General features: G+C 45.0%; 11 protein-coding genes. 3 read left to right on the plus strand and 8 right to left on the minus strand.

All coding sequences use genetic code 11. The features are described from left to right. Positions 1 to 268: 268 nt before the first annotated feature. Positions 269 to 1573 (minus strand): hypothetical protein, encoded by a 1305-nt coding sequence (locus tag ACPUEK_RS10990; protein WP_425640772.1) that lies wholly within the window; start codon positions 1571 to 1573, stop codon positions 269 to 271. 536 nt (positions 1574 to 2109) lie between these two features. On the opposite strand from ACPUEK_RS10990, the gene ACPUEK_RS10995 reads away from it, so the two are divergent. After that, on the plus strand, positions 2110 to 2304 hold the full coding sequence (locus tag ACPUEK_RS10995; RefSeq protein ID WP_425640773.1) for a hypothetical protein: 195 nt from the start codon (positions 2110 to 2112) through the stop codon (positions 2302 to 2304). 61 nt (positions 2305 to 2365) lie between these two features. Here the strand turns inward: ACPUEK_RS10995 and ACPUEK_RS11000 are convergent, their stop codons facing one another. After that, complete coding sequence (locus tag ACPUEK_RS11000; protein ID WP_425640774.1) at positions 2366 to 2866, minus strand: GAF domain-containing protein; 501 nt, start codon at positions 2864 to 2866, stop codon at positions 2366 to 2368. Positions 2867 to 3005: 139 nt separating this feature from the next. Here ACPUEK_RS11000 and ACPUEK_RS11005 point away from each other — a divergent pair, with 139 nt between their 5' ends. Continuing rightward, positions 3006 to 3278, plus strand: a complete 273-nt coding sequence (locus ACPUEK_RS11005; RefSeq protein ID WP_082866261.1) for a hypothetical protein — start codon at positions 3006 to 3008, stop codon at positions 3276 to 3278. Positions 3279 to 3369: 91 nt separating this feature from the next. Here ACPUEK_RS11005 and ACPUEK_RS11010 read toward each other — a convergent pair whose 3' ends face one another. The 6 genes from ACPUEK_RS11010 to ACPUEK_RS11035 form a co-directional block, all read right to left on the minus strand. After that, a complete protein-coding gene (locus ACPUEK_RS11010) occupies positions 3370 to 5652 on the minus strand; it encodes an EAL domain-containing protein (RefSeq protein WP_425640775.1) in 2283 nt (760 codons plus the stop codon). A 119-nt stretch (positions 5653 to 5771) separates the two neighbouring features. Then, positions 5772 to 6884 (minus strand): DUF1513 domain-containing protein, encoded by a 1113-nt coding sequence (locus ACPUEK_RS11015; protein WP_425640776.1) that lies wholly within the window; start codon positions 6882 to 6884, stop codon positions 5772 to 5774. Between the two features lie 6 nt (positions 6885 to 6890). Beyond that, positions 6891 to 7946: an imelysin family protein gene (locus tag ACPUEK_RS11020; RefSeq protein WP_425640777.1), complete on the minus strand. Its 1056-nt coding sequence runs from the start codon at positions 7944 to 7946 to the stop codon at positions 6891 to 6893. Further along, the gene (locus ACPUEK_RS11025) at positions 7946 to 9292 is read right to left on the minus strand and encodes a di-heme oxidoredictase family protein (protein WP_425640778.1); all 1347 of its coding nucleotides are present in this window, start codon (positions 9290 to 9292) and stop codon (positions 7946 to 7948) included. Before ACPUEK_RS11025 ends, ACPUEK_RS11020 begins: the two co-directional genes overlap by 1 nt. 67 nt (positions 9293 to 9359) lie before the next feature. Beyond that, a complete protein-coding gene (locus ACPUEK_RS11030) occupies positions 9360 to 10652 on the minus strand; it encodes an imelysin family protein (RefSeq protein ID WP_417505708.1) in 1293 nt (430 codons plus the stop codon). Between the two features lie 166 nt (positions 10653 to 10818). Next, positions 10819 to 11394 carry a hypothetical protein gene (locus ACPUEK_RS11035; RefSeq protein ID WP_067037294.1) on the minus strand — a complete coding sequence of 192 codons (576 nt, stop codon included), beginning with the start codon at positions 11392 to 11394 and terminating at the stop codon, positions 10819 to 10821. Positions 11395 to 11703: 309 nt separating this feature from the next. Here ACPUEK_RS11035 and ACPUEK_RS11040 point away from each other — a divergent pair, with 309 nt between their 5' ends. Continuing rightward, positions 11704 to 12885, plus strand: coding sequence for an NAD(P)/FAD-dependent oxidoreductase (locus ACPUEK_RS11040; RefSeq protein WP_425640779.1), 1182 nt, complete (start codon positions 11704 to 11706; stop codon positions 12883 to 12885). Positions 12886 to 12916: the final 31 nt, after the last annotated feature.

A 12916-nucleotide genomic window follows, 5' to 3' on the forward strand; every position in this document is an offset into this window, starting at 1 on the left:
GGAGTGTGAGTTACGAATGCGAACAGTCACCGTGCCGTGTTCTAAGCGGCTTCACTTAGATGGTAACCAGGCTATGAGAGAGGGTTGATATTTCACTAACAAACGGGATTCGTTTTAAGCGGCTCTTTTTGCAAGGGGACCGGGGGGTAAAAAAGGGAATTAATCAAAGAAGCGGGTGGCCCTAAATGAGACAAAAAAACGGCGGCCTAAAGGGGGTAAGGCCGCCGTGGTTCTAACAAAGGATGTTTAAATAGGAGCCTTACAAGTCTTAGAAAGGCATAATGGCGATGACTTGAGAGTACATATTGGTATCGGTATTGCCTTGATTGCTGTTACTGGAATCAGGCGTGTAGTAGCCGATTAAAGGTGACACGATTAGGTGCTCGTTGACGACCCATTCTGCCCAAATATCCAGCTCTTTTGCGTCGTTTCGATCCGTACCGTTGCTTGTATTCGAGATATCAAAATACACCGCGCCAACCGTTAGCATGTCAGTTGGGTGAGCAATTAAATTCAGAGATTGAATATCTGAATCAATCGTACCACCAGAGGTACCGGCATAGTTTGCAGCGACTTCACCTTGGAACCAAGTACCGTAGCCACGACTGAATCCGTAGAATAAAGGATCATAACCTTCGTCGTAGCGTGTAAAGCGATAATTCACACTTGGAGACCAAGCCATATCGCTAAACGTCCAACCTGCTTCAGCGTACCAAGCATTTGCGTCTTCAGAGTTATCGCCTTGAGTCTGTTTTACAAACTCAGAAGATAGGAATAGCTGCTCAACACCAGCGTTACCTTGGTAACGAACGCTCATGGTTTTTTGACCATCACGCTTATTAAGGCCGAAGAAGTTGGCTTCCTTCTCGTCGACACTCAAGCCTTGGTTGTAAAGGAAACCGAAAGTGCCGTTTGCACTGTTATTTTCGAAGTTAATACCCGCCATTTCAGTGCTAGCTTGTCCAGCATTGTCTGATTCCAACCAGTAAATATCTGAGCGCCAACCTTGCTCGCCACCAAGGCTTAGAATAGCGGTATTACCGAACGCTTTACGAGGTGCTAACCAAAGAGCACCACCACGGTTAGGGGTAATATCAGTAGCGAAAGCATCCAAACCACTGCCCAAGTTCAGGGCATCACCATTAATGATAAAACCATCGCCGACCACGAACTGTTGACGACCGACGGAGAATTGAAAGCGGTCAGCACGGTAGCCAATGAAAAGATCTTCAATTTCTGTTTCTCTTTCATCACCTGTAGTCGCGCCGCCAGCATCACCATCGCCCCATGTTCCGCTTGAGACAGCATTGACTGCGCCGAATAGCTCGCCGTTCCCCATTTTCTTATCCATTGATAGGCCATATTTGATAAAGCCTTCCTGCCATGACGGCGATCCATCTGTACCATCGTATCGCTCTTGGCTGTGGAACGCGCCAATAATGGCTTCACCACCAAACGTGACAGTACTGTCTTCGTTATCAACTAAAGTGTAAGCATGGCCAAGTAATGGCGTGCCAAGTAAAGCCACGCAAATACAGGTGTTCAATTTACTTTTCTTAAAAGTTTTTTTCATTAGTTGTTACCTTTTGTGCTTTAGGGTTTTCTTATAAAATTGGAAGTGGAGTTAATAAAATAGTAAAAAAATAGGAAAAATACAATAAATTATCATAATTTGATAAATTTGGTTTTTTTGGTGTTAGGTTTCTTATTGTACGTTCAATATTTGTACAAAAATACATTAGAAGAAATAAGTAAGCGAGTATTGTAAAAAACCGACATTAACAAGCTTTTAGCGTATCTCATCGATTTCCAAACTGAAGGGTATGAAACAGAGTATAGCTTGGATATGAAGTTAGTCGCCGTCCTAAATTGCCGTGTGCTAGAGAAAAACCTATAGGTAGCTGCATGTCGATAAGAGACCGAAAAAGCCAATCGACGAGCCAAACAAGCATATGTTTACAGAAGACTCTTAAAGCACGCACTATGGTTAATCGTGTCTGTCTGGACCGCTTTAACATTCACCGGTTAATTTGTCGATTTATACAGTTTATTGTCGCAGATTATTCATTTTGAACTGCTCATTTACCTAGTGGGTTGGCTTATACGTCAATGTACTCATTGGCACCGGTTATCCTCGGCTTAGTATTAGGGGAAGTATTGGAAGAAAACCTACGTCGAGCGCTTTCTATAAGTGGTGGAGACTGGGGTATTCTATTCAATGGGCCTATCACCATTACACTCGCGATCGCAACGCTGTTTGCTTTGGTTGGGCCGTTTGTAATTAGAGCGCTGAAGAAGCGTTAAACTAAGTGCTTTAACATTATAAAAGCCACCTTCAGGGTGGCTTTTTGCTGTATTTATCTTTCTAAAGCTGCCATGACCAGTCGCAGGATTGTATAAACGTATCGACCAGCTGCTCAATGCCTTGTTGGTCTTCTTCGCTAAAGCGATGAGTCTTTGGGCTGTCGATATCAAATACGGCTTTAATATTGCCTTCCACTAGAATAGGAACAACCAATTCCGCGTTTGATGCCGCATCACAGGCAATATGGTCCGCAATGGCGTGCACATCATCCACTCGTTGTGTGGATTGTGTTCGAGCGGCCGCGCCGCACACACCTCGACTAAAAGGGATTCGAGTGCAAGCGACTTTGCCTACATAAGGTCCTAATAGCAGCTCGTTATTACGAACAAAGTAAAATCCCGCCCAATTTAAGTCAGGTAAGGTCTGCATAATAAAGGCAGAGAACTGTGCCGCATTGCAAATCAAGTCGCGTTCACCGCTTAATAAAGCATTAAGTTGTTCATTCAGTGCTTGGTAGAACGCGACGTTGGGAAGGGATGAGTGGGTTTCTATGGAATACATACTGTCTCGACTCTGTGATCGTTTCTATTAGGGGTTATATTTTAGCACGCGACTCAGCTCCCTCTGTCATTTTGTTCCATTCTCTAAGGGCGGTCATTATGATTTAATAGAGAGGTTTATAATTTTGGCTGAGGTAGTTATGGCGAAACCACTTGTTTCACAATTTGTTAAAATGGCTTTTGCTGGATTTCTAGTTTCGACCGCCAGCATTGCTTCGGCTCAGGTGGTAGATGACTGCACGCCTCGACTTGAAAAGTATTTAGATACCTTACGTAAGAATGTGGCATCGGAACACATTTCGCCACGTCAAAAAGAAGCGTCTCAGAAGTTAATCGATAAGGCGGCTCGCTTAAGGGCTAACACAGAGTACACGTATACGGATTGCGCTGTGTTTGATAAATTACTGTTCTAGTTTACACTTCCTATCATATAAAAAAGCTGGACTAGGTTTACCCAAGGCCAGCTTTTTTATATGTGAAAGTAGAGGGCACCCTATTCAAGAGCTAATACACCATACGTAGCTGCTTCGCTTTTTCATGGTTGTTCTTCGTCCAATCAGAAATAGGGGAAGGCTTGCCAAAGTAGTAGCCCTGTAACGTATCGCAACCCAGACCCATTAAAAGATTTGCTTGTTCTCGCGTCTCAATGCCTTCCGCAATCACGCTCATATTAAGCGATTTAGCCAATTGAATCGTGGATTTGACGATGTCCAAATGACGTCTATCGTCGGGGAGTGGAGAGACAAAGCGACGATCAATTTTGAGGATGTTGGCAGGTATGTCTATTAGCTGACCTAACGAAGCTTGCCCCGTACCGAAATCATCAATTGCAATTGAGAAGCCGTATTGAGACAGGGCGCGCAATCGCTTGTGGATCAATGGGTGCGTCATAACAGGGCTGGTTTCTGTGATCTCCAACTCGAGCATATCGCTTAACCAAGGGCGCTCAGACGTTAGCGACATCAACAGTGCAAAGAACACGTCGTTCATGAGCTCTTGACCCGCTAGGTTAAATGCAATGGGTGTCTTGATGCTTTCTTCGTGCCAAGCCTCAAGTACGGAGATTAACTGACGCAACAAGTTTTCAGCTAATTTTGGTAGCAGGCCTAACTCTTCGGCTAATTTAATAAATATAATCGGGGATATGAAAGAACCATCATCTAAACGCCAGCGTGCCAGCGCTTCAAAAGAGCGAATTTCACCAGAAGAGATAACTTGAGGCTGTAGCCACATTTCAATTTTCTTGTTTTTAACCGCGTCGGCTAAAGCCAGGCCCAGCTTGTGTTCTTGAATGAGTTTCGCTTCAAGTTGCTGATCAAAGAAAGCAATGCGCTCAGCGGACGTAGAATACTCTAGCGCCATTTCACAGCGTTCTAGTAATTCTTCTGAGGTTTCCCCTTCATTTTGATAGTAAGAGACACCTATCTGATAATCGATGTTGAGAATGTCATCGCCAATGCGAATTTGATCCGGTAGCACCGATTTGATTAACGTACGTAAATTGCGCTGAATTAAATACGTCTGACCAACGGGCATAAAACAAGCGAACTTAACCCCACGTAAGCGTCCAGAAATTGTTTTATCTGATAGACGGGCTTGCAAGGTACGAGAAAAGTTCAAAATCACTTTGTTGGCTTGTTCGCGGCCGTACTGTTTATTCAGCAATTTAAATTGGCTGATACGTATAATAAACATCGCTCCAGTGTAATAGTCAGACACATTACGGATGCGGTGGTTGACTTGATTACAGAAATTCTGGTGGTTTGGTAATCGTGTCAAAGAGTCAAAATGCGCCAATCGAGAGTTGGTCTGTTGGGTGGTTTCCAGTTCTTCTGTTAGCGCACGTAGGTGGGTCACATCTTGTAGATGTAAAACATAGTGCCCATGGGTCGTTAAGCTTGAGCGCTGTACTTCTAGAAAGCTTTTTGTATTGGCTTTAAGAACACATTCCGATACGTTTTTTTGCCAAAAGAAGCGGTTCGATGAGTCCGATGTTGATGCGATCCAGTCATTGATTTTAGTGCCTTCGATGGAAGCAGCCAACACACCAGGGAAAAGGTCTAATGCTTTCTGATTGAGTTTTAAAACGATACCACGTTTATCACATAACAGAGTCGGTGTACCTGTATGCTCAAAGATCTCTTCATACAAATCTGAGTGGTGATTCAGGCTGTTGGCCAACTCTTTTAAGCGAAAAATAGTAGTTTGCAAGGTCAAAATGACGCGAGAGACAGCTAGAGGCAATGCAAAGTTAAGCAAGGTGAAGATCATCGTCTGCAAGTACAGCATGCTGACGCCATCACTTTCGACAAAGGTGCGTACTTGACCATTATTGATATACATATCTACAGCAAACGTAAGGCAGTTCGCAAAGCTGAATAGCAACGAGGCTTTAAAACTATAGAACAATCGAACAACAAGCGGCACGAAGTACAGCGTAATGACGCCAAACTCGATACCAATTGGCGAGGCCGATAGAGCAATAAAACTAATACCAGTAATGCCCAATAAACCTATTAGCGCCATCGCTGAAAAGTGGTGATAACGCCGAGAGGTAAAAAGCAACAAAGAGGTCAATGCAATATAGATCACGCCCAGTGATGCGAGCGAAAACTCGTCATCTGAGCCATCGAGGCGCAGGAGACTGTGGATAGTAAAAGACGATACAACGAGTAAGCAGGCTACCAGTAATATACGTAAAGTGCTAATGCGAAAATTCTCAGAGCTTCCAGATTCGTGCTCCGCATCACCCATGACAAAAAATTGTTTTAATACGTCTAAAAACATCAAGTCACTACAATCAGGTTCAAGGCTGCTTTGATGCACAAAATGTGCAAACCAACCAAACAACATTACAGAAAAAAACTGCCTCTGACCATCCTGAGTGCGATGCAATTCACAAAAAATTATATATCTAGATCAATACGCCTCAAATGGTTATCCCAATGGACCTCGGCGAGTTGATTTATTTGGGTAGTTTGATACTGACGTGGTTGGGAAATCAACTGTTTTCCTGTGCCACTGGTCAAAACAAACTCATGTTTCCGGGTTGTTGCGACTAAACCACAGACATCGCGGCAATTATCAACACCTAAGAAAGTTTTGCTAGGGACATCCCAGTAGGCAACTAAACCACCGCGGGGAGTGCTGATGGCTAACGTTTCACCACTTTTATCAAAGCAAACGCTGCCGCAATACTGTTTAAAGCGAGCTCTAACATGCTCTGGCATATCAAGGTAGTCTAATTGGTTAGAGTGCAAGCTGGACAGCGCCACTAATGGCACATCTTCCCACAGTTCACCTTGATATTGAAAACCTAATGCTACCACACCTGATGCGTTGACATCTAAGTGACGTATGCTCAATTTGTGTAAAGTATTCGTATGCCTCGCTTGGTTTTTAAGCGTACCGTCCTTTAATGACAAATAGGTGACATTCGGAGCCATTGTGTCTAAGTTCATGATTTCGCGATCATTGTCAGGGTGCGTTCGTAAACCTCCATTGGCGATGACCAGTATGTCATCGTCCATCAATACCGACTCGTGAGGCCCAATTCCGCCACTGCTGTATTCATTTAGAACCTCACCATCGGGCCAACGACGAATGACAATTTTTCCTTGTCCCGTGGGGTAATGATTTTCTTGCGTGATTAATTGCAAACCATCATTGCTGAAGACCGCATGGCCATAAAAATGATGGTCGCTAAGGGGGGTTATGCGTTTGATTGCTTCGCCCGATAATGGATTAAAGAAATCGATATAAAAGCCTGGGCGGCGTGCAACCGCTCCGACTACCGAGTGAGTCGGATGAACGACTGGCGCATGGGCTCGCTCCGCTAAAGGCATAGACCAACGTAATTGGCCATTACTGCCAAACGCACCAATATAATGAGCGGTTTTACTTTTTGAGAAAGCTGAAATAAACAGCTCTCCGTTCGCCTCTATTGGCAAAGCCGATGCCCATGTTGGGATCGACAATGCCGCTAATGATGATGTTAAAAACGCACGACGAGAGAGCATGATTGGTTAATCTCCATCACGGCTATTGAAGCCAATTTGGAATCCTAATGCGGTGACCAAATTGGTCAGCTGGGTTTGGCTGTTTGAGATAGCACGAACCAAAGGTTTCGCCAACGCCACACGCTCATCTTGCGAATAGTCGCCCGTGAAGTAATCTTGTGGTAGTTGCAACGCTAATTTCAAACTGTCGGCTAAGGCGGCTTCTAGTGCTTTGGCAAGCTCAGGTTGCTCCGCAATGGCTGTGTCGTAAAGAGAGGGTTGACCAACGTGATACAACGTACGATAGGCTTTCAAATTGGTGATGATTGCGGCTAACGACGCTTCGCTGCGGTAAAATTCAGCGAGCTTTAAATTTGGACGGTCTTTGTAGCCAATCGGGGTTTCAAGCTTCGCGTCTTTTACCACAGACATGTGTTCAAGCCATTGTTGAACCAACTGTTCTAGTACTAAATGCTCAGGCGTCACGCTGGCGCCTTCTTCTGGAAAGATCCAATCTGTTGCCTTACTTTGCTGCCATTGGCTTAGTACATCTTCCGTTGTTTTAGCATGATGACGACTAATAGCTTCTAATACTTCACAATCACTTTTGCGCTGAATGGTGTTGAAGTCCCCATGAAAAAGTAGTGACTCAATCGCCGTCATACCGCGAACAGCAATACTGGCTGATGTCCAAAATTTGGGCGCCGTCATCATACTCGGATCAGAGCTTAGATTGCGTAATTGGCGCTGAGTGACGCCTTTTTTATCAGGCCAGTACTCATACGCGTAATAACGCATGAAATACGTGACAGGACCAAAGTTTAGCCACTGAACTTGTTGCCAATCATTAATGTTTTGGCTGAAAGCCATTTGAGCTGCTGATAATGACGCTTTGGACGGCGCGGCGCACAATGCATGAGTCGCATCGGCTAATTGATTGGCGCTGGTGCTGAACTGTTGGTATTTCGGCACAATATACTGAGATTGAATTTGCTCTAGGGTGGTGTCCCATTGATCAGCAAATACTGAGGTGCCTGCCAGCATCGTAAGGGAAGCGGCAAAGGCTTTTTTTATAAATAGCATCAGAGTGACTCCAAAAATCTAACAAATAAAGCACGTTGTTTAGCGTTAAGGGATTTATAAGCATTCTTACTGGCTTCGGCTTCGCCACCGTGCCAAAGAATAGCTTCTTCGATAGTGCGTGCACGACCATCGTGAAGAAAGCCATTGCGACCCGAAACAGACTCAGATAAGCCTATCCCCCAAAGCGGAGCAGTACGCCATTCTTGTGTCGAAGCGTTCAATACAGGAAAGCCATTGGTGAGCTCAGGGCCTAAATCGTGCAAAAGCATATCAGTAAACGGATAAAAGTCTCTATGACTCAAGGCGGTAAATTCTGAGGAACCTGTTGTGAGTTTTGGGGTATGGCAGCTACCGCATTCTAATCGATCAAATAGTTGCTTGGCATCTTTAAACCACGCTTGATCTAAATTACGCATGGCTGGTGGCATACTGAGTGCGACATAAGTATCCAAAACCGCCATTTGCTCTTTACTGACTTCTAAGTCATCAAGATGTTGACTGTTTCCGTTTGGCGCTTGCATGCAGTCAGTTTGTGCAACCGTACAGTCACCGCTAGGAAAGGGAAACAGTTCTGTCGACAAGCCAAGATCACCATTAAACGCGGACTGGTTTTGCTCTTTCAAAGAGGGAACACTTGCTTTATGACCAAAGCGTCCAAGTAGCTTTTCGCCATTGCGTTCGATCCAATTAGGTTTGCCGCTGATGCCATTCTGATCGTGATCGTCAGGGTCAGCATGCTCAAGAATGAGCGAGTCTGGCACTAAATTCAGTAGCCCCATACCAACCAGAGGCGGCGAAACACGCATAGAGAAGCCAGTTGATTCTTGAAAATCACCGTAATTCAACGAAAGCCATTCAAGCGAGGGCTTGCGCAACGTCACTTGATAGCCGTCGTCAAATGTCTCAATGGATTCTTGCCAATCGATTCGATAATCGCCTTCGGTTTTAACATTCGTTGCGCTGAGAGGGTGGAACTGACGGCCATACATATAATCGCCAATCACGCGATCCGTCGTAGCTTGATCAGACTTTCCTAAGCGAATAAAAAAAGAAGGAACGTCACTGCCTAATTGGTCGGTTGTCGGTGCATGACCACGGCCACTGTTAACATGGCAACTGTGGCAAGAGCGTGCGTTAAAGAGTGGCCCTAAGCCATCGCTGGCGGTAGTAGAAGAGGGCGCGGGGACCCAAAGGCGCTCAAACATGCTTTGCCCTAAGTAAAAGGCTTGCTTGTCAGTGGCGCTAAGATTGGGGAACGGCTGTTGATACGCTTTGCTATCAGCCAGTGCTGAAGCACTGTAAAAGCACGCGAACAATGGAATTAACAAACTATAGCATCGAGTCATAATCGTAACGCTCAAACGGCAAAAGGGGTGACTGAGTCACCCCTATAAAAACCTCAACAAGTATTCTTTAGAATACAGAGCTTGGGTTATCTAAGCTGTCAGAACCTTCAAGTGCGATGCCTTCAAGGTTCAACGCACGAATCACTTCTTCAGTGGTGCGTGTTTGATCCACAAGCGAGTCAACAAAGTTCTGAACAAGCGCATTACCTGCTCTATTGTTCATCGCAATTAACACGTCAAACGTTTGACCTTGCTTAGCCGCGTCTACCATGGCTTGGCCAGCCGTTTCAGTAACATTAAGGTCTGCCTTCATTTCAACATCCAGTGCTGGATCTTGTTCAGCAACCAGAGCGGACAGTGATGGGCCTTTAACCCAGCTACCATCGACACGTTGGTATTCACCTAAATAAACGTTCTTAATGCCTTTGGCATCGTAGTAGTGCGACCAATGGGTATTATCAGAGAAACAATCGTGCTCTTCTTCAGGGTCATGCAGCATCAAGCCAAGCTTAGTGCGCTCTCCACCAAGTTCGCCGTACGCCAAACTGCCCATACCGGTTAGAATGGTGCTTAGACCTTCTTCAGGAGATTGCTCTTCTAGTGCAGTACGTGCTTCGCCACCATCTTTCCAAGCATCGGCCATGTATTCTAGGTCGGAAACCAATAACGCTGTCACGGCGGCCAAGTATTGACGGCGACGATCACAGTTACCATTACTACAGTTGTCTAGGTCGTAATCTGAAGCCGGGCGTTCACCCGCACCTGGTTTCGTGCCATAGAGATCTTGGCCCCATAGAAGAAACTCAATCGCGTGGTAGCCACTTGCGACGTTTGCTTCAATGCCATCCGCTTCCTGTAAATAGTCTGAAATCAATTCAGGTGTGATGGTTCTCGCATCGACGGTTTTGCCACCGATGACTAATGAAGAATTAGCGACGACGTTAGCAGTATAAAGCGGGTTAAGATCTGATTCTGAACCATATGAAGACTCAGAGACGTAATCAATTAAACCTTCGTCCAATGGCCAAGCATTTACTTTGCCTTCCCAGTCGTCCACGACCGCATTACCAAAACGGTACACTTCGGTTTGCTGGTAAGGAACGCGCGCAGCAATCCATGCGTCTTTTGCAGCTTGCAAGTTTGCTTCCGTTGGCTCTTCTAGAAACGTATCAATAGAAGACTGAAGTGTTTGTGCTGTTGTGAAAGAATCACCGTAAGCCGCTTCCGCAATGTCAGCATAGTGATCGACAACAGAGCTTGCTGTCAGCACCGTGTCATCAGATTTAACAGACTGAGTACCGCATGCAGTTAGCAGACCTGCGGCAACAAGTGCGGCAATCGGGGTCAATACTTTTTTCATTAATTACTGCTCCATATGCAAAATAATGTTGCATCAGCTTATTAGAAATGAAAATGATTATCAACGGTGCTTTCGTCTCTTTCTGGAAATAATTATGATCTAACGCATTAAATGCAAAAAAGAGTCAAATTTCAGCAGCGCTATACAGATGAAGCATTACAGCGTGTTACTCACAGGTTACACCGAATTGACTCAGTGATTCTGTGGATAACGGGTATTGACAACTGGCATCGCGAAAGTGATTACCTGTTTCCCAAGAGATCGACACACTTTGCGGTGAGCTTTGTTGATAACTTGGAATGAAGCGATAAGAAGCCAGTACTTCGATCTCACTGTGAGGCCCCAATTCAACAGAATGGCCAATTAAACGCTGGCGCGTTGCCGGGTCATATAATGTGTAATCAGTAGTGTACTCTCGATTGCCACTTTCATGTTCAAAATACAACCAAATTTTTCGGTAGGTTACCGATTCTCTGCTGGGGTTTTTCAACGTGAATTTTGTGAAAATTTGCTGAGGCATGGTCAAAGATTGGCTGGCTTTCATAAACCCCGCGTTAGCATCTTGGTTTTTCCAAGGGCTGCCAGCACCAAAAGAGATGGTCGTAAGTTCAATGTTGGCTTTTGCAACAGAGTTGCTTGCAAACGCTAGCAGATCTTTGGTCGGCGCATAAAGGCCAACAATGATGGCTGCGATTGCAAAACAAAAGGTTTTACCGCGTAAATAGTGGACTAAAGCGTTCATAGATTCACCTATACTGTATCGATATACAGTACTGTATATAAAATCAGTTAAAGGGCGCAAGGTTTTTCTTGACGAATTCTTGATCCTGCGTGGTTGTTGATGCAGAGCGAAGCACCCAAAGAAAATACTAAAAAACGCTTGCTTTAAAAAATACCGTTGATTTTTAAAGAAAAAAATGGAATTCCCACAGTGTTTTTCACGGTTTCTGTGGAAATAAACTGGAACGCCTTTTGCTTAGCTACGTTGCACAGTGCAGGCATAATTTTTGTCGCTTATGTATAATGCCCGTCCACACAAATAGGGGTAATAATGGAACATTTCGACGTTGTCATCATCGGAGCCGGAGCATCAGGTTTGTTCTGCGCAGCGCAAGCAGGTTACCGTGGCCGTAAAGTTTTGGTGTTAGATCATGCCAATAAAGCCGGTAAAAAAATCCTCATGTCAGGGGGTGGTCGTTGCAATTTCACCAACTTAGACGCCGCCCCAAAACACTTTTTATCTGAGAATCCGCACTTTTGTATCTCTGCATTAAAGCGATACACCTCCTATGACTTTGTTGAATTAGTAGACAGACATGGGCTCGAATACGTCGAAAAAGCACCCGGACAATACTTTTGTGAGCATTCTGCGAAAGATTTGCTCAACATATTGCTAACCGAGTGCGAATGGTCTGGCTCAGAAATCCGCCTAGACACTAAAATCAACACAATTGATCAGCTAGAAAACGGCTTTGAATTGGCCACGAGTGGGGGGCAAATTCAGTGTGAATCACTGGTTGTGGCTACCGGTGGTTTATCCATTCCAACACTTGGTGCAAGTGGTTTCGGTTATCAAATCGCTGAACAATTTGACCTCAAGGTTTTACCGCGCCGTGCCAGTCTCGTACCGATCACGATCCAGCCGACCATGAAAGAAAAGTTATCCACACTCTCTGGTATAAGTCTCGACATTGAAGCCACAGCGAATGGCGTGACCTTCAAAGAGCCGATGTTATTTACCCATCGTGGCATCAGTGGCCCCGCCATATTGCAGATCAGTAATTTCTGGCAGCCGGGTGATGAATTACAATTAAACCTCTTGCCAGACATGGATCCCGATGCCCACTTTAAAGCACTGCGCCAAGACAAACCGAAACGTGCGCTAGAAACCGAGCTCAACAGCTTATTACCAAAACGCTTTGTTGAAGTTATGAAACAAGACGTCCCTTGGATGACCAAACCCATGGCCGAGTTATCCAATGAGCAATTGGCGCAAGTGATCGAATACTTAACGCACTTTGATGTGCAACCCAACGGCACCGAAGGCTACCGTACCGCCGAAGTGACACTGGGTGGCGTCGACACCAACGAAGTCAGCTCCAAAACCTTTGAATGCAACAATGTAAAAGGGTTATATCTAATAGGAGAGGTGCTCGACGTGACCGGCTGGCTAGGGGGATACAACTTCCAATTTGCATGGTCATCGGGCTTTGCAGCGGGGCAGTTTGTGTAATTGTGGGTTCAATAAATTAAACTGTTAACTA

Origin of the sequence: Marinomonas gallaica (assembly GCF_049821165.1) — a bacterium.
GTDB classification, from domain to species: Bacteria; Pseudomonadota; Gammaproteobacteria; order Pseudomonadales; family Marinomonadaceae; genus Marinomonas; species Marinomonas gallaica.